Raw genomic sequence first — 18852 nt, 5'->3', positions numbered from 1 at the left:
GCTAAAGAGCAAATATCTTTGATAAAAGCAGATAAAAAGGCGGTTATTGAAATAATGCTTAACCAAAGAACCAATAGGCGACAAAGATTGCGGCGGTGATACCTGCCACATCTGCGGCCAGTCCACAACCGACAGCATGTCGAATTTTCTTGATCCCGACAGCCCCGAAATAAACTGCCAATACATAAAAAGTGGTTTCAGTACTGCCTTGAACAATAGAGGCTAAACGCCCGGCAAACGAGTCGGCGCCGTGAACTTCCATAGTATCGATCATCATGGCACGGGCACCGCTACCACTGAACGGTTTCATCAGTGCAGTTGGTAACGCATCAACAAATCGATCATCCATTCCTATCGCGAGCACCAATGCACGAACACCATCTGCAAGCAATTCAAGCGCACCACTGGCACGGAAAACCCCGATAGCGACCAACATGGCAACCAGATAGGGAATAATCATTACTGCGGTTGAAAAACCTTCTTTGGCTCCTTCAATAAAGGCTTCATAAGCATTGACCCGCTGCCATGCAGCCGCAACGATAAAGGAGATAACCAGCGAAAAAATCACCACATTACTGATAATGGCCGATTGAGCGAGCATTTGCTGTTGTTCCAGACTGGCAAAATAAGCCAATAACCCAAACACAAATGCACTGAATCCACCGAGATACATCAGCACGACTTTATCCAGCAGATTGATTTTCTGTACCGCGGCGACAGTGATTAAACCGATTAAGGTTGAAAAATAAGTAGCAATCAGCAACGGAATAAAAACATCTGTCGGATTGGCGGCACCCATTTGGGCACGATAAGTAAAAATAGTCACCGGGAATAAAGTGACGGCAGAAGTGTTAATCACCAGAAACAAAATCTGCGCATTACTGGCGGTATCTTTAAATGGATTAAGCTTTTGCAATTCCTGCATTGCTTTTATACCCAGCGGGGTCGCGGCATTATCCAGTCCCAAAGCATTGGCGGAAATATTCATTACCATCGCCCCTAGCGCTGGATGGTTTTTGGGTACTTCAGGCATTAAGCGAGTAAATAGGGGGGATAGGCCACGGGTTAACAGTTCAACAAATCCGCTGCGCTCACCAATTTTCATAATGCCCAGCCATAGAGCCAGAATGCCGGTCAGGCCAATCGCAATTTCAAAAGCCGTTTTGGACAGGGCAAACAAAGCCTGCATGATCTGGCTGAAGATTTCGCTGTCGCCTAATACCAGCAGCTTAAATAAAGCTACCGCAAAAGCGATGAGAAAAAAGGCAATCCAGATGATATTGAGCATGGACGCTATTGTGGCATGCTCAAAAAAAAAGTCACTGCTAGCAGTGACTTTTTATGTGGCTATTTGATTAAGTTTTAGCTTTTCTTAAATTTCTTACCTGATTTGCGTGGACCCTCTTTGCTGAAACTACGACGTGATGGTCGAGCTGCATCATTTTCAGCAACTGCTTCATCTGTCGCCAGGCTCATATTCAGCTGTTTGTTATTAACCCAAATCTTACGTAATTGCTGGAACATATCTTTTGGCATGCCTTGTGGCAGGTCAATCAGACTATGATCCTCATTAATGGTAATGCGTCCGATAAACTGGCTTTCGATACCTGATTCATTAGCAATTGCACCGACCAGATTACGTGGTTCAATTTTATCTGCACGACCCACTTCAACGCGGTAAGTATCCATATCCGGTTCATTTGGATGTTGACGCGCTGGGCGTTTTTCACGTGGTGGACGTTCATCACGACTGCCACGAGCAGGTCGTTCACCACGTTCACGTTCCTGGCGCGGTGCGCGTTCACGATCTTCACGTGCCGGACGTTCGGTGACATGTTTAACCGGTTTCAGAGGACGATCTTTCTGAACCAAAAAGGCTAATGCGGCTGCGATAGCAATCGGATCGGCATCATGCTCTTTTTGATACTGGCTGATCAGTGTCTCAAAATACGCCAGATCCTGGGATTCAATGGTTTCACTGAGTTGTTCCATAAATTGCAGCACACGGCGATCAGCAATATCTTCGCTGCTCGGTAATTGCATTTTGGTAATAACCTGGCGTGTAGCTTTTTCAATTGCACTCAGCATACGGGTTTCGCGTGGTGAGACAAACAGAATAGCTTCACCTTTACGACCTGCACGACCGGTACGACCGATACGATGAACATAAGACTCAGTATCGTAAGGAATATCGTAGTTCACCACATGGCTCATGCGTTCAATATCCAGACCACGTGCAGCAACATCGGTAGCGATCAGAATGTCGATACTGCCTTTTTTCATGCGTTCGATAGTTTTTTCACGTAACGCCTGATTCATATCGCCATTAATGGCAGAAGCAGAATAACCACGGGCTTCAAGCTTTTCAGCCAGCTCAACGGTAGCGTTTTTAGTGCGAACAAAGATGATCATGCCATCAAAGTCTTCAACTTCCAGAATACGGGTTAACGCATCCAGTTTATGCATACCGGTAACCTGCCAGTAACGTTGGTTAATGGTGGTGACGGTAGAGGTTTTAGATTGAATACGCACATCCACCGGATCTTTCAGATATTTCTGTGCGACTCGGTGAATAGGGCCCGGCATGGTCGCTGAAAATAAAGCTACCTGACGGTTTTCAGGGGTTTCTTTAAGAATGGTTTCGACATCATCAATAAAGCCCATACGCAGCATTTCATCGGCTTCATCAAGTACTAACGCTTCAAGTTTATCCAGCTTTAATGTACCGCGACGAATGTGATCCAGGATACGACCAGGCGTACCAACCACAACTTGTGGTTTACGTTGTAATGAGCGTAATTGAATGCCCATGCTTTGACCGCCGTAAATCGGCAGAATATGGAAATCTTTCAGGTGACGAGCGTAACTTTGGATCGCTTCAGAAACCTGGATCGCTAATTCACGAGTTGGCGCTAGCACCAACATTTGAGTAGCTTTGTTTTTCAGATCCAAACGGCTTAACAGCGGTAAGGCAAAAGCTGCAGTTTTACCGGTGCCGGTTTGGGCCTGACCAAGTAAATCTCTACCAGCAAGTAATGGCGGAATACTTTGCGCCTGAATTGGCGAAGGGGTTTCATAACCGAGTTGTTGTACGGCTTGTAAAATTGGAGCGGCTAACCCTAACTCAGCGAATGAGGGTGTTGTATCGTTTTCTGGTGTGGACATTGAATAACCTGTGATGGGCAGCTTTGGAAACAAAGCTGTAAAAGTGACATTTGCGAGCATGCAATTATACGTGCCCGCTCTATGAAAAGATAGCAAAATCATTCATTTATTTCGATGGGCATGGTGCTGTACGCCCAGGTATGTGATTATCAGCTAACTTATTTTTCAATATCGAGAAAATACCTATGGATCCATTTTCAGTAGATGCATATACCCCTGCAGAAATTGCTCGCCGCCTAGAAAAAACCAGCATGAGTAAATGCACGGTTGATCCATTAAGAGTATTTGCTCTTTCATTATTAGCCGGAGCCTTTATCGCGCTGGGGGCGGCTTTCTTTACGCTTGTGACCTATGACGTTGGCAATATGCCAGCAGGTTTGATGCGATTAATGGGTGGTCTGGCATTTTGTCTTGGTTTGATTCTGGTGGTCGTTGCCGGGGCAGAGTTATTTACCGGTAATAACTTATTGGTGATGGCGTGCATTGATGGGCTAATCAGCCTCAGACAATTGATTCAAAACTGGGTAATTGTTTATGTGGGTAATTTTATTGGTGCTTTGGGGATTTTGCTGTTGATGTATTTAAGTGGTTTATGGTGGCAGGGGGATGGGGCTCTTGGACAGAAAGTTGTGGCAATTGCTGACAGTAAAGTGAACCTGAGCTGGATGGAGGCGTTCACTCGAGGCGTATTGTGCAATATTCTGGTGTGCCTTGCTGTCTGGTTGTGTATGGCGGGGCGCAGTGTCACCGATAAGGTACTGGCAGTAATATTTCCTATTACAGCATTTGTGGCTTTGGGGTTCGAGCACAGTGTAGCCAATATGTTTTTTATCCCTGCAGGCTTATTGGCACAAACGGAAATTGCCACCACGATGATGGTATCGGAACAACTGACTATTGGCGGATTTTTCTGGCATAACTTGATCCCGGTGACATTGGGCAATATGCTGGGTGGCAGTATCTTTGTAGGCCTGTTTTACTGGTTTATCTATTTACGGAAATAACAAGGAAATATCATGACTGAACATGTTTATAAACATATTGAAATCACTGGCAGCTCAGCCGAGAGTTCAGATAAAGCAATTGAAAATGCGATTGCCAAAGCGGCTGAAACCGTTAAAAACCTGCATTGGTTTGAAGTAACGGACACCCGCGGCTATATCGAAAACGGCGGTGTCCGTTACTGGCAAGTCACTATCAAATTAGGATTTCGTATAGAAGACTAATTCTATTTATTTAGTTTGGTGAACTTGGCGCCTTCGAGCGTCAAGTTATACATCAGGCCTTTATTGCTGAAGACAAACCCCACAATAGGGTCTTGAATATTTGTCGTATTAATATCTTCACCTACGCCCCATTCAACCACCGCGACCGAACCATCAACTCCTGCTTTCCAGCCATCACTATTACGAAATTGTTGTAAAGCCTCATCGGTCATAAACACCAGGATGACGGTTTTTTGCTGAGCGCCTAATTGAAAGCCAATGGATGCTCCAGCAGTGTTGTAGTAGTCCACGGTGCTGCCACCAATCCGCAACGCACCTTCACCGTATTCGCCGCCGATACCAAATCCGGCTTTAATCACATCCGGAAAAACCAAAACACCGGTAGCTTTTTCAAGGAAGCGATCACCACCGGATACTTCTGTCTGGAAGCGTTTCAGAGCTTCATCAACTTTAATATCAATCTCGGAGGCAGATGCGGCAAAGGAGTGACTAGGAAGCGCCAGCAATGCAAAAGCTAAAAACATTGCCAACAGAGCAGATAAATTAAGCGTATGACGGTTTAACATGCTGTAAATCCTCAACTACGTTATTGGGATTTCAACATAGCACGCATACAAAAGTGATGGAAGCAGGCCAACGCGCTGAAAAAACACATTGGCCTGATCGATTAATCAGCTTTAGTTATTAATGCCAAGGCTTCTGAGGTACTCATCGTAAGTACCGGTAAAGTCAGTAATGCCTTCATTTTCCATATCAAATACACGGGTCGCTAATGATGATACGAATTCGCGGTCATGCGAGACGAAAATCAAAGTGCCTTCATAGTTTTCCAATGCCAGATTAAGTGACTCAATAGATTCCATGTCCATGTGGTTGGTCGGTTCATCCATCACCAGAATATTGGGTTTTTGCAAAATCAATTTGCCAAACAGCATGCGACCTTTTTCACCGCCAGACAGCACATTTACTTTTTTATCGATCAGGTGGCCAGAAAACAGCAGTCGACCCAACGTGCCACGAATAACCTGTTCATCATCTTCAGGGCTGCCCCATTGCGACATCCATTCAAACAAAGTCATATCATTTTTAAACAGATGATCATGATCCTGAGCGTAATAACCGATATTTACGTTTTCAGACCATTTGACGTTGCCAGATTTTGGCGCCAGTTCACCGACCAAGGTTTTCACAAAGGTGGTTTTACCAATTCCGTTAGGACCGATCACGGCAATCTTTTCACCGACTTCTGCCATAAAACTGAAATTTTCAAACAGCGGTTTTTCGTTATCGTAGCCTTGTGTTAGCTTGCTGACTTCCAATGCATTACGGAACAGTTTCTTTTCCTGGTTAAAACGAATAAAAGGATTTACCCGACTGGAAGGTTTAATGTCATCCAGCTGAATTTTTTCCATTTGTTTTTGACGCGAAGTTGCCTGTTTTGCCTTCGAAGCATTAGCTGAGAATCGTGATACGAATTCCTGCAGCTCTTTGATCTGCGCTTTTTTCTTCGCATTGTCAGATTGCAGACGTTCACGAGCCTGAGTTGAGGCAATCATGTATTCATCATAATTACCCGGATAAATCCGCAATTCGCCGTAATCCATATCAGCCATATGGGTACAGATACGATTGAGGAAATGGCGATCATGCGAAATGATGATCATGGTGCTGTTACGCTGACTTAAGACATCTTCCAACCAGCGAATGGTATTGATATCCAAATGGTTGGTTGGCTCATCGAGCAACATGATATCGGGATCAGCAAAAAGTACCTGAGCCAATAGAATACGCAGTTTCCAACCAGGAGCGATTTCGCTCATCGGGCCATAATGCTGTTCGACTGGTATGCCGACACCTAATAGTAATTCTCCGGCTCTGGATTCAGCAGTGTAGCCATCCATCTCAGCGTATTCAGCTTCCAGATCGGCGACTTTCAGGCCATCTTCTTCACTCATTTCCGGCAGGTTATAAATCCGATCCCGCTCCTTGTGCACTTCCCACAAGTCAGGTTTGCCCATAATAACCACATCAATGACGCGCTGATCTTCGTAAGCGAACTGATCCTGCTTTAATACCGCATAAGATTCGTTGGGATCGTAACTCACATTACCGGAGGTGGGCTCCTGGACGCCGGCCAGAATTTTCATGAAAGTTGATTTACCACAGCCGTTGGCGCCGATCAGACCGTAACGATTGCCTCCACCGAATTTTACCGAGACATTTTCGAACAGGGGTTTGGCCCCAAATTGCATGGTGATGTTAGCAGTGCTTAACAAAGTTAAAATCCTGTATCTAAAGGAGAAATTCAGACGTGCTGAAAAAGCGCGCCATTATACATGGTCTGATGGTTTACCGATAAGGTTCAGTTTTTGTTGTCGGCTGAGTTTTTTGATTGCCGCTTCGCGACGGCTGGCACTGCTACGATCAGGGTGTTGTTCATGATAAACGACTCTTTGAGCCTGACTGGTGTGAAAGAAGCGAGCACCACCATTATGATTCTGATGTTGTTTTAAGCGCCGCTCTAAATCAGTGGTAATACCGGTATAAAGATGACCGTTGGCTGCCTCAATGATATACAACGTCCATTCAGTCTTTGTCATGAAAATCGAGAGCAACCGAATTAATACAATAGCGCAGGCCCGTGGGGGCTGGACCATCGTCAAATACATGTCCTAAATGCGCATCGCATTGTTGGCAACGGACTTCGGTCCGGTCCATATTGTGACTGTAATCCGGATGATGAGTGACCACACCATGTTCGAGTTGTGAGGAGAAACTTGGCCAGCCGCAACCTGCATTAAATTTATCGTCTGAAGCAAACAGGGCTTGCCCACAACAGATGCAGTGATAATGACCCGCTTCATCATGATCGACATACTCTCCGGAAAAAGCGGGTTCGGTGCCAGCCTGTCGGGTAATGCGATATTGTTCATCGTTAAGTTGTTGACGCCACTGTGCATCCGTTTTTAAATCGGAATTCATCTAGCTCATCTCAATTACAGGGTGGTGGCATTGTATAAAAAAGCGGCAAACAAATCATATCGGCTTAAGCCTTTCTGGCTAAACAGCACGAATAATTTGTTGAAGATTACTTCTTAACGAGGCAAATTGTTTTAGTAATATTTTCATGCCTTCAATATCAAATGCATCAATACGTTCCAGTAACTGGCTGGCATAACGATCCAAAGTATCAATTTGATATTCAGTAGCAAGTTTGGCTATGGCATGAGCAAAGGATTTAATATCCGTCATGCTATTGCTTTGGCTGGCTTTTTGCCAAATTTCGTCAATGTCTGTTTGAAAGTGATTAAAGATCGATAAAAGTTGCTGTTTATCGAGTTGTGACCAATCTTCTTGAACAACCTTCGTAGCTTGAATTTCAATGGTTTGATAGCCCAAAAACACACTTAACGCATGAAATAGCTCATTGCGAAGCACTGGTTTGCGTAAGTAAGCATCAAAATGTTGCAATTTATCCTGTTCGTAAGCATCTTTCATTACCGAGGCAGTCAACGCGATTATAGGTAAATCAGGTTTAATCAGCTTGATTTGTTTGGCAGCTTCATAGCCATCCATTACTGGCATACGAATATCCATCAACACCAGATCTAACGTATTGTTTTTGACAAAATCAACCGCTAGCTGACCATTTTCGGCTTCACTGGTTTGAATATTACTGTTGATAAAATGTTGGCGAATTAACTCCCGATTATGATTAACATCATCCACGATCAACATATGGGCCGGCTCAAAACGTATTCGGCTGGCATCAAATGCTAACGCCTGTTGGCGAAGTTTATCGCTGGCTATTGCTGCGATATCAATCCCGGGCAAATCAATGGTAAACACAGAGCCTTCACCACTTTTACTGTGCAGATGAATTTGTCCCCCCATCATTTCTATCAAACGACGGGTGATTGATAAACCAAGGCCGGTTCCACCATATTTGCGAACATCCTGGCCGGATTGCTGAGCGAAGATTTCGAAAATATGTTCGACTTCAGCTTCGGGAATACCAATACCGGTATCTTCGACCAGAATATGTAAATCAAGCTTGCTTAAATGATCATCAACGTTATCGGCATGAACGTGAATACGCACATGACCAACATCGGTAAATTTCACTGCATTACTGATGAGGTTGAACAGCACTTGTCTCAAACGTGTAGCATCCAGCAGCAAGCCGTGGGGTAGGTTCGGATCGATATCTAAGTGCAGCGTTAAATCCTTATTACGGATTTGCAACACAAACATATTGGCGATTTCGTCAAACAGCTGATGTGGATCAGTGGCAGTTTTATTCAGCTGGAGTTTGCCAGCTTCGATTTTCGATAAATCAAGAATATCGTTAATCAGCAGCAATAGAGTATTGCCAGCTCCGCGAATGGTTTTAATAAAAGCTTTGAGACGCGGTTCGGTGATTTGCTCGTCCAGTAATTCGGTAAATCCCAGGATCGCATTCATCGGGGTACGAATTTCATGGCTCATATTGGCGAGAAACTGCGATTTAGCCAAGTTTGCTGCCTCAGCGTGAGTTTTCGCTTCCTTTAATGAGTTTTCGAGAGCGATTCGTTCTTGCATGTTGAGATAAAAGCCGAGAAAGGCTGGTTTACCTTGATATTGAATTGATATTATCGAGAACAGTCCTTGAATGATTTGACCATTTTTAGTTTTAATTTTGACCAGTTTGCCAATAATTTCTCCCTCTTTGCTAAGTTTTTCCAACACACCTTGACGTTGCCCTAGATCCGCATAAAACTCTTGAACTTTAATCTTCTCCTGTTGCTCTGGGGTAAAACCTAATTCTCCATAACAGTGTTCATTGGCCAATAAAATACTGCCATCAACTGCTGAAGTTACCATCAGACTCATCGGCATTACATTAATCAGGTGTAAAAGCTGTGCTTCACTGTCGCGAAGTTGTTGTTCGGAAATAAGCCGTTTATCGACTTCAATACTTAATCGTCTATTCCAGTAAATACTGGCCAACAGGATAAGTAATAAAATAGCAGCGACTTGAATCAGTAAGGTGTAATTAGTGCGATCGAAAGTAGCAATGGACATCCAGCGTTGATCTATAACCCGTTTTTCTTCAGCTGTGATCGCAGCCAGGGCTTTGTTAATGATTGATAGTAACTCTGGTTGCTCTTTAGTGATGCCCATATGTAATGCAGATGAAAACTCGTCAACAATACTCGTATTGAGGTGGGTCAAACCAATTTGACTAGCGTTGTAGGTGATGGTCGCAATGATATCGAAATAGGCATCAATCTCTTCAGCGGCTAACATCGTTAAACCCTCTCGAACCGAGGGAACGTAGACGATGTTAATTTCCGGATAATGGGCCAATAAAATGGATTCAGCAAAGTAGCCCTTAACCACACCGACAGGTTTATTACTTAGCTGGTTCAGATTAGTAAGATGACCGAATTTGGTGGTCGCAATGGCAAGGGGATAGTCGAGATAGGGGATCGACATATCCAGAAATGTTTCGCGATAGGTATTCCGTGAGAGTGCTGGCAGCAAATCAACCTGCCGTAACTGAGCTGCTCTGATGACGGATTGCCAGTCAACGTAGGTTTCAAGCTGGAATTGCAGGCCAGTCTTTTTGCTGATCAGCTGTACATAATCAGCACTGATTCCACTGTGAACACCATTTTTATCAATAAAATCAAACGGTGGCCAATAAGGATCAACCCCTATTTTTATCACTGGATTATCTTTTATCCATTGCTGTTCTTTATCGGTTAAATCAAGCCGGCTTTGTTCGCCAGGTAATACCTCAAACCCGGAGTTGTCAGTGACTATGGCATACCACTTATCAATGATTTGCTGTTTTTCTGCAGCCGTAATTGCTGCTAGGGATTTTTCTATAATGCTGTGCAAAAGCGGATAACGTTTATCAATAGCAACTGACGTATCCGTTGTCACTCCCGGCACTTTGGCGGCTACTTTCAGGTTAGAAAGATAGCGTTGTTTAATAACGTTACTAAGGACCGCGATATTACCGATATAGGCATCTGCTTTTGAAAAAGACACAGCCTCTAGCGAATCGTCATTAGAGTCCGTTAGTAGCAAATCCAGGTCAGGATAATGGACTTTCAGCCAGTTATGCAGATAAGAATCTTCATTGACGGCCAAGGTCAGGCCAGCTAAATCTTCGATGGACTTAATATCATCCCGATGTTGCTGGACAATAATTCCTAGAGACATGCTGACGTATGGTTTGCTGAATAACAGAAATTCCTCACGTTCTGCGTTGGCTGCCGCGCAGCTAAGGCCCATTAACTCGCCATTACGCATTTTTTGCATTGTGTTCGCCCAGACATCGGGTTCAACCACAATTTTTAAACCACTTTTTTCACTGACTAGCTTTAAAACATCAGCAGCAATACCGTCATGTTCATTATTCTCATTGAGAAAATCATAGGGAGCCCAGCTGTAATCTGCACCTAATAAAACTTCTGGGTTATTGTCGATCCATGCCTGCTCTTCTTCCGTAAACGTCAACGCCGACAGCCGGCAACTGATGCACAACAGAACAATAAAAAACAGCCAGTTAGTTTTGATTGGCAATGGCAACAAATTCATCAATATGTTCCATCAATATATTCACCAAATAAGGATCAAATTGACTACTGCTATGTTTTTTAATGTAATCCACTGTCGCTTCCAGCGTCCATGCTTCTTTATACACCCGCTTATGCATCAAAGCATCAAACACATCAATCAAACCCACGATACGACCATAGATGTGAATATCCTGGCCCTTCAATCCTTGTGGATAACCTGTTCCATCCCATTTTTCATGATGTTGATACGCGATGATTGCTGCCGCTTTGGTGTATTTGCGTTTTGAGTTGTTGAGGATTTTATAGGCTCGGGTGGTGTGAGTTTTCATGATGGCAAATTCATCTTCAGTGAGTTTGCCGGGTTTATGCAAGATGGAATGGGGAATGGTGATTTTGCCGATATCATGCATTGGTGCGGCATGAAACAGAATGTCGGCATCTTCATCGGTCAGGCTTTCATGGTACAAAGCCAATAATCTGCAACATTCAGCTACCCGGCGGATATGTTTACCGGTTTCGTCAGAAGTGGATTCCATCAACTCAGTTAACACATAAATCATTTCCAGCTGGTTTTGTTCAAGCTCGGTTAGCAGCCGTTGCTGGTTTTGTTCATATTTATGCTGGAGTGAAAGATTATTTTGTTGAAGAAGTTTTTTAGCGCGATATAAGGTGAGATGGGTATTGACTCTGGCGAGTAACTCTTCGGCATGAAAAGGTTTACAAAGATAATCTACTGCGCCGGTTTGGAAGCCTTGAGTTATCGAGTCAACATCGACCTTGGCTGTGACAAAGATAATCGGAATATCCTGCAATCTTGGTTCTGCTTTGATTCGTCGACATACTTCATAACCGTCCATTTCGGGCATCATGATATCCAGCAGGATCAGGTCATAATCGTGAGTTCGCATCAGTGCGAGAGCTTCCTGTCCTCTGGTCGCAAAAGAGAGGTTATAAGGCTCTTCTTTTAAAAAATTCATCGCGACCTGAATATTGTCAGGGACATCATCTACGATTAATACATTGGCGTTATTATCCATCGCGATTCCTTGTGAATAGATACTATTGCGACAAACATTTGAATGACTGCAAATGGTATCCACTGAAAGTAACAGTAACTTATTAACTTGTCTATCGGCCTGAAAGTTTGAAATATTAAATATTTTCAGCCGGCATTATCTGACTGGTCGCCGTATACCTGAGTTGCAAGGCTGAGTGAAAAAATCAAAATTAGTATGATGTGAATTTAACTACGGGGAAGTGATAATGGCTTTGCAGAAAGCGCCTGAATGGCAAGCGTTACTTGGCGGGGAATTTGAACAACCTTATATGTTGCAATTGAAGACTTTTTTGCAGCAGCAAAAAGCGCAACACAAGATAGTTTATCCTCATTCAGTTGATTGGTTTCATGCCTTGGAAACTACGCCTCTATCACAAGTCAAAGTCGTGATTATCGGCCAGGATCCTTATCACCAGCCTGGGCAAGCACATGGTTTGTGTTTTTCAGTAAAGCCGGGTGTAGCCATTCCACCATCGCTGATGAATATTTACAAAGAACTGAATAATGATCTGAGTATTACTCCACCAAAGCATGGTTATCTTGAAGCCTGGGCAAAACAAGGTGTTTTATTACTCAATGCCGTATTAACGGTAGAGCACGGGCAGGCCAATGCGCATCAAGGAAAAGGCTGGGAACAGTTTACTGATAAGGTAATCGCCCTAGTAAATCAGCAACGTGAAAATGTGGTGTTTATGTTGTGGGGAAGTTATGCGCAAAAAAAAGGCCTCGCTATCGATAGTCAGCGACATCTGGTTTTGAAAGCGCCGCACCCATCACCCTTATCCGCTCATCGTGGGTTTTTAGGCTGTAAACATTTCAGTCAGGCCAATACCTATTTACAGCAACACGGACAATCTCCCATTGATTGGCAATTGCCGGTATCGGTTTAATTTTTTGCAGTCATTTATTTAACAGCCATATTTCTTCAATACAGTCGACCAGCAGGCTTGATACAATTCGCGCCATGATAAATCTTAGCCAACTTTCTTTACGTCGCGGACCCCGTTTATTGTTTGAAGCTGCCAATCTGGTGATTCATCCAGGACAACGTATCGGTTTGACCGGTGCCAATGGCACAGGAAAATCCAGCTTATTTGCGATGATTCGTAACGAAATCCATGCCGACAGTGGTGATCTGACATTGCCCGAATCATGGGTAATTGCGCATGTCGCTCAGGAAACCCCGGCGGTTGATACATCAGCGATCGACTATGTACTGCAAGGCGATGCTGAGCTTAGTCAGTTATTAACCCAGTTGCTGCAGGCTGAGAAAAATGAAGATGGGCATTTGCAAACTCAGCTGCATGATCAATTGGGACTGATTGATGGCTACACCGCACGTAGCCGGGCGGCAAAATTACTGCATGGGTTGGGATTCAGTGCTGATCAGCAGGAAAATGCGGTCAGAACCTTTTCCGGTGGTTGGCGTATGCGGCTAAATCTTGCTCAGGCATTGATGTGTCGCAGTGATTTATTGCTGCTGGATGAACCAACCAATCACCTGGATCTTGAAGCTGTATATTGGCTGGAAGAGTGGCTGCGCAGTTATGCCGGTACTTTGCTGGTGATTTCGCATGACCGCGAATTTCTGGATCGCGTGGTTACTCATATCGCTCATATCGAACAACAACGGGTTAAACTATATACTGGTAATTATTCGGATTTTGAAATAGCCCGTGCCGAGCATCTGGCCAATCAGCAATCTGCTTATCAGAAACAACAATCTGAAATCGCGCATATCCGTGACTTTGTGAATCGTTTTAAAGCCAAAGCCACCAAAGCCAAACAAGCACAAAGTCGTATTAAAGCGCTGGAACGCATGGAAAAGATTGCGCCAGCCCATGTTGACTCACCATTTCATTTTCGCTTTTTTGAACCAAGACGTTTAACTACGCCAATTTTGGCGCTGGATAAGGCCAGTGTCGGTTATCAGCAAACCCCATTAATCGACAATATCAAAATGCATCTCGCACCCGGTGATCGTATTGGTTTGCTGGGCCCTAACGGTGCCGGTAAATCAACGTTAATCAAACTGATAGCCGGCGAACTCGAACCGCTTAGTGGCAAACGTCGGGAAGGTAAAGATATTGTTATTGGTTATTTTGCCCAGCATCAACTGGAACAATTACGCCCAGATGACAGTGCATTAAAGCATTTGCAGCGATTGGATCCGCTGGCGACTGAACAGGATTGCCGTAACTTTCTCGGTGGTTTCGGTTTTAATGGTGATACTGCATTAGAACCCGTTGCACCATTTTCCGGTGGTGAAAAAGCGCGTTTAGTGCTGGCATTATTAGTTTATCAACGTCCAGCATTGTTACTGCTTGATGAGCCAACCAATCATCTTGATTTGGAAATGCGTCAGGCATTGACGATGGCACTACAGGAATACGAAGGCGCTTTAGTGGTGGTTTCACATGACCGGTATTTTCTGCGCAATGTTACTGATGACTTATGGCTGGTGGCCGATGGTAAAGCCAGCGCGTTCGAAGGTGATTTGGATGACTACCGCCAATTACGTTTGGGGCGAGATACAATTAGTAACAGCAGTGATAAAGCAGCTACTGCCAACAATACCAAAAAGCTGGATCGCCAAGCAGCAGCCCAGCAACGGCAGAAATTACAGCCGCTGCGCAATCAGGTCAAAAAAGCAGAACAGACGCTCGACAAACTGAATGCTGAACTTGTCAAAATAGAATTGCAACTCGCTGATACAACGTTGTATGAAGCGACTAATAAAGAAAAACTCAAAGCTGTGTTACAAGAACAAGCCGCAACCAAGGCGGCAGTGGAACAGGCTGAAATGGACTGGCTAGAAGCCAGTGAAATACTCGAAAACGCAGAAACTGCAGAGGTTTAACCCGTGGCATTATTGTCTTTAAAACAGCTGTCCGTCAGTTATGGCGGTCCCAATTTACTTGATAAAGTCGACTTCCAGCTCGATAAAGGCGAAAGGGTGTGTCTGGTCGGCCGTAACGGAGCCGGTAAATCCACCTTGATGAAAGTCATTGCTGGCGAAATTACACCTGACAGCGGTGAAATGGTGGGTTTACAGGAGTTGAAAATTGCCCGTCTGGAACAGGAAGTTCCGGCTGGTACCGGTGGCAGTGTATTCGATGTGGTGGCAGCAGGACTGGGTGAGGTTGCCCCATTGCTGGTGGAATATCATCATATTGTTCAGCAACTGCAACACGATAGCAGTGAACAAATCCTTAACAAGCTGGAAAAAGCACAACATAAACTCGAAGCAGTTGATGGTTGGAGTCTTGAACAGCAAGTCGAAACAGTAATTTCGCGCCTGTCTCTGGATGCGGATGTGGAATTTGGCAGCCTGTCTGGTGGGATGAAGCGTCGTGTTTTACTGGCTCAGGCTTTGGTTCGTCAGCCAGATATTTTATTGCTGGATGAACCGACTAACCATTTGGATATCAGTTCTATCACTTGGCTGGAAGGTTTTCTGAAAAGCTATGGCGGCACCTTATTATTCATCACTCATGATCGTAGTTTTTTGCAGGCATTAGCGACCCGTATCGTGCAACTGGATCGTGGGCAGTTAGTAAGTTTTCCTGGTGATTACCATAGCTTTTTGCAAAAAAGAGAAGCTTTGCTGGCGGCTGAAGCCGAACAGAATGCCTTGTTTGATAAAAAACTGGCCCAGGAAGAGGTGTGGATCCGTCAAGGTATTAAAGCTCGGCGCACTCGTAATGAAGGTCGAGTCAGAGCACTGGAAAAGCTGCGTCGTGAACGTGGGCAACGCCGTGAAGTGCAGGGTAATGTGTCTATGCAGATCCAGGAAGGCGATCGCAGCGGTAAATTAGTGGTTGAAGTTGAAAATATCAGCCAGGAGTTTGATGGCAGACAGTTGTTCAAAGATTTTTCAACGCTTATTCAGCGTGGTGATCGCATCGGCATTATTGGACCGAATGGTTGCGGTAAAAGTACCCTATTGTCGATTTTATTAGGGCGGGCAGAACCGCAAACTGGTACGGTACGTTTAGGTACCAATCTGCAGGTAGCGTATTTTGATCAATTACGCAGCCAGCTCGATGAGGAAGCTAGTGTTGTTGACAATGTTGGGCAGGGCAGAGACTTTGTTGAAGTTAATGGCAGCCGTAAACATATCATTGGTTACTTGCAGGATTTTCTGTTTACGCCAGAACGCGCCCGAACACCGGTAAAAGTCTTATCTGGTGGCGAGCGTAATCGGTTGTTACTGGCAAAATTATTTACTCAACCGGCCAATCTACTGGTTTTAGATGAACCAACGAACGATCTTGATGCAGAAACGTTGGAATTGCTGGAAGATTTATTACTGGGCTTTACCGGCACCATGTTGCTGGTCAGCCATGATCGAAGCTTTCTGAATAATGTTGTCACCAGTTGCATCGTGTTTGATGAAGACCAGCAAGTACGTGAGTATGTTGGTGGTTATGATGATTGGCTCGCACAACGTCAGCAACCTGCCAAACAGGACAAGCCAGCTACCAAACTTGAACCTGCTGCAGCTAAACCTGCCAAGAAAAAATCTTCGTTAACCTATCAGCAACAGCTTGATTTAAAAGCAGTGCAGTTGGAGATTGAAAAGCTTGAACAGCAAATTGAAGCTCTAACAGAACAAATGGCAGCGGCGGATTTCTATCAGCAGGATGCAACTAAAATTAAACAGGTGCAAACGCAGATGACAGATTTGGAAAAATCGCTGGAAGCTGCTTTTGAAAAATGGGAAAAGTTGGAAGCCTTGCAGAACGACTAACGCAATATTTACCTGCTTTAGATACTAAAAAGCCGCTGTCTTGATAACAAGACAGCGGCTTTTTCAGTTATGGCCTACTCGTCGAGTAAGGCATCTCGATTATCTTCACGATAGCGCGGCAGGATCCACATTTCGTACATTGATACCACCCACATAAAGGCAAATGATAACGCCATGGCTCCACCACCGATAATGACAAACCATGCAAAATTAGGATTGAGTTTGGTCAGCCACCAAGCACTGATATCGATTAACAAAAAGATATAAGGCATAGAAATAACGGTGACTTTTAATGGTTTTGGCACGCCCGAAGCCAAGCTGAAAATCAAGCCGACAAACATAAAGATAAAGGCAATACCGAATAAGTGAATATGCGAAACACGAGCAAGTGCTGCAATACTCGCACCTGTATCGACAACGGCACGTTCTTTAATCTGTTTGAAATCAGAGTAATCTGGCACAGCACCACCTGCATCGGCGTTATGACAGATAATGCATTTGGCATCAAAGATTTGTCTTATGCCATCATTTTCATAAGCATCTTCTGTCGCACCGGCATGAACCCAACTAATGATTTTAGCCCGTTCCTCATCGGTTGCCATCGGTTTCATCGAACCATGTAATTTGTTTTCAAGTAACGAGTTGCTTCTATTCCCGTAATAGCTGTAAACAATGTCATCAATCGATAAACCATATTTGCCATCAGCCAAACCGTGGGTAAGCTGGATTTGAACAATTGCCATTAGATAGCCCACTGCCACCACAACCAGATAACCGGTAAAAAGTGCTTTTAAAGAGGTGCCTTGACTTGCGAGATTCAGGTTGTGATTTCTTGCCATGTTGTTTCCCTTATTTTTATTGTGATTATTTTATTACATAGTGTTTTTGCTTAGTAGACAAAAACACTATTTACTGCCAAAAACTTGCTGCAAAATTTCTGAGGTACGGGCGGCGGGATTGTTACGGATTTTTTGTTCTTCCTGAGCCAGCATGACAAATAAGCCATCGAGAGCCTGCCCCGTTACATAATCGGGTAAATCGAGATTCAGATCTTGTCCTACTACAGGCAATGAGCTGACTTTATCGTCAAGTTGATTGTAATAGCGGGTCGCGCCAACTTCATTCAAAGAAGTATCGATGATTGGTTCAAATAAACCGGCGAGTTTGGTACGGGTGCGATCTTCAAAGAAACGGGTGGCGGCATCATTTTCACCATTCAAAATGGTACGAGCATCGTCGATGGTCATGCTTTTAATCGCATCTATCATGATTGATGTTGCTTGTGGGGCCGCTTTTTCTGCTGCGCGATTGATACTTTGCTCAAAGTCATCCGCCATTTTATTCAGACCCAACTGACGCATAAGACCAGCTGCTTGTTGTACGCGGGGAGGCAACGGAATACGAATTTGTGGATTATTCAGATAACCGCCTTCCTTACTAACATTCTCAACGGCTTTTCTTGTGCCGACTTCCAGAGCTTCTTTTAAGCCTTTGGCGATCGTATCAGTGTTTAACTCGCTACCTTGTTGATTGCTCAGTACAGCTGTTCCGGATTTACTGAAGTCACTCAGAAATTGTTTCCAATCTGCTTGTGCTGGGGCCATCAGGCAAGCAAGCGAAAGCGTCACTAAAACAACGCTAAATTTGCCGCGATAAGACATAACCAAATTCCTTTCCTATGGGCGTTGGATATTGCCTGTGTAAGTTGCCAAGCGTCAAGTTATACATTTGAATTAATTCAAAACATAGGCAAAAAAAAACCGGCTAATTACTTAACCGGTTTTTCATGTCTGTATCGGATCTGGTTATCAGCTAGGGACAACGTTTTCCGCTTGTGGACCTTTCTGACCTAGTGTCAATTCCATCGTGACAGATTGGCCTTCTTTCAGAGTTCTGAAACCATCTGATTTAATCGCGCTGTGATGTACAAATACATCTGGACCATCGGCGCGTTCAATAAAGCCGAATCCTTTTGCGTCATTGAACCATTTCACTGTGCCTGTAACTTGCTCTGCCATATCAACCTCAATATCTTAAATCTTCTGCTAACTTAACTCCTAAGTCAGCTTACACTACCCC

The 18852-nt window shown here is 44.2% G+C and carries 16 protein-coding genes; 5 read left to right on the top strand and 11 right to left on the bottom strand.

What is annotated here, in order from left to right:
* Positions 1 to 58 precede the first annotated feature (58 nt).
* Together Q7V21_RS10575 and Q7V21_RS10570 are read right to left on the bottom strand one after the other, a co-directional pair.
* A complete protein-coding gene (locus tag Q7V21_RS10575) occupies positions 59 to 1288 on the bottom strand; it encodes a nucleoside recognition domain-containing protein (protein WP_304917259.1) in 1230 nt (409 codons plus the stop codon).
* 74 nt (positions 1289 to 1362) lie between these two features.
* Complete coding sequence (locus Q7V21_RS10570; protein WP_304917258.1) at positions 1363 to 3165, bottom strand: DEAD/DEAH box helicase; 1803 nt, start codon at positions 3163 to 3165, stop codon at positions 1363 to 1365.
* Positions 3166 to 3350: 185 nt separating this feature from the next.
* Between Q7V21_RS10570 and Q7V21_RS10565 the strand changes: the two genes are divergently transcribed.
* Together Q7V21_RS10565 and Q7V21_RS10560 are read left to right on the top strand one after the other, a co-directional pair.
* Positions 3351 to 4169: a formate/nitrite transporter family protein gene (locus tag Q7V21_RS10565; protein ID WP_304917257.1), complete on the top strand. Its 819-nt coding sequence runs from the start codon at positions 3351 to 3353 to the stop codon at positions 4167 to 4169.
* Between the two features lie 12 nt (positions 4170 to 4181).
* On the top strand, positions 4182 to 4391 hold the full coding sequence (locus Q7V21_RS10560; protein WP_069295758.1) for a dodecin: 210 nt from the start codon (positions 4182 to 4184) through the stop codon (positions 4389 to 4391).
* 2 nt (positions 4392 to 4393) lie between these two features.
* Here the strand turns inward: Q7V21_RS10560 and Q7V21_RS10555 are convergent, their stop codons facing one another.
* The 6 genes from Q7V21_RS10555 to Q7V21_RS10530 form a co-directional block, all read right to left on the bottom strand.
* Positions 4394 to 4957, bottom strand: a complete 564-nt coding sequence (locus Q7V21_RS10555; protein WP_069295759.1) for a YSC84-related protein — start codon at positions 4955 to 4957, stop codon at positions 4394 to 4396.
* Between the two features lie 111 nt (positions 4958 to 5068).
* The gene (locus Q7V21_RS10550; RefSeq protein ID WP_069295760.1) at positions 5069 to 6667 is read right to left on the bottom strand and encodes an ABC-F family ATPase; all 1599 of its coding nucleotides are present in this window, start codon (positions 6665 to 6667) and stop codon (positions 5069 to 5071) included.
* Between the two features lie 54 nt (positions 6668 to 6721).
* Positions 6722 to 6991: a GIY-YIG nuclease family protein gene (locus Q7V21_RS10545; RefSeq protein WP_069295761.1), complete on the bottom strand. Its 270-nt coding sequence runs from the start codon at positions 6989 to 6991 to the stop codon at positions 6722 to 6724.
* Complete coding sequence (msrB, locus tag Q7V21_RS10540) at positions 6978 to 7373, bottom strand: peptide-methionine (R)-S-oxide reductase MsrB (protein WP_069295762.1); 396 nt, start codon at positions 7371 to 7373, stop codon at positions 6978 to 6980. The genes Q7V21_RS10545 and msrB overlap by 14 nt, the downstream gene beginning before the upstream one ends.
* 78 nt (positions 7374 to 7451) lie before the next feature.
* Positions 7452 to 10982, bottom strand: a complete 3531-nt coding sequence (locus tag Q7V21_RS10535; RefSeq protein WP_304917256.1) for a transporter substrate-binding domain-containing protein — start codon at positions 10980 to 10982, stop codon at positions 7452 to 7454.
* Complete coding sequence (locus Q7V21_RS10530) at positions 10951 to 12000, bottom strand: two-component system response regulator (protein ID WP_069295765.1); 1050 nt, start codon at positions 11998 to 12000, stop codon at positions 10951 to 10953. The genes Q7V21_RS10535 and Q7V21_RS10530 overlap by 32 nt, the downstream gene beginning before the upstream one ends.
* Positions 12001 to 12226: 226 nt before the next feature.
* Here Q7V21_RS10530 and ung point away from each other — a divergent pair, with 226 nt between their 5' ends.
* The 3 genes from ung to Q7V21_RS10515 all read left to right on the top strand — a co-directional run bounded on the left by ung (position 12227) and on the right by Q7V21_RS10515 (position 16773).
* Entirely contained in the window at positions 12227 to 12910 is a 684-nt protein-coding gene (gene ung / locus Q7V21_RS10525) for a uracil-DNA glycosylase (RefSeq protein WP_304917255.1), read from the top strand.
* Between the two features lie 74 nt (positions 12911 to 12984).
* A complete protein-coding gene (locus Q7V21_RS10520; protein ID WP_304917254.1) occupies positions 12985 to 14880 on the top strand; it encodes an ATP-binding cassette domain-containing protein in 1896 nt (631 codons plus the stop codon).
* Positions 14881 to 14883: 3 nt separating this feature from the next.
* Complete coding sequence (locus tag Q7V21_RS10515; RefSeq protein WP_304917253.1) at positions 14884 to 16773, top strand: ATP-binding cassette domain-containing protein; 1890 nt, start codon at positions 14884 to 14886, stop codon at positions 16771 to 16773.
* A gap of 74 nt (positions 16774 to 16847) precedes the next feature.
* Here the strand turns inward: Q7V21_RS10515 and Q7V21_RS10510 are convergent, their stop codons facing one another.
* From Q7V21_RS10510 to Q7V21_RS10500, 3 genes are all read right to left on the bottom strand, one after another.
* A complete protein-coding gene (locus Q7V21_RS10510) occupies positions 16848 to 17612 on the bottom strand; it encodes an elongation factor-1 alpha (RefSeq protein WP_136552366.1) in 765 nt (254 codons plus the stop codon).
* Between the two features lie 66 nt (positions 17613 to 17678).
* On the bottom strand, positions 17679 to 18434 hold the full coding sequence (locus Q7V21_RS10505; protein WP_304917252.1) for a DUF4197 domain-containing protein: 756 nt from the start codon (positions 18432 to 18434) through the stop codon (positions 17679 to 17681).
* A 147-nt stretch (positions 18435 to 18581) separates the two neighbouring features.
* Positions 18582 to 18791, bottom strand: a complete 210-nt coding sequence (locus Q7V21_RS10500; protein WP_304917251.1) for a cold-shock protein — start codon at positions 18789 to 18791, stop codon at positions 18582 to 18584.
* Positions 18792 to 18852 lie beyond the last annotated feature (61 nt).

It is taken from the genome of Methylophaga sp. (genome assembly GCF_030651745.1).
This window is presented reverse-complemented; position numbering and strand designations above follow the sequence as displayed.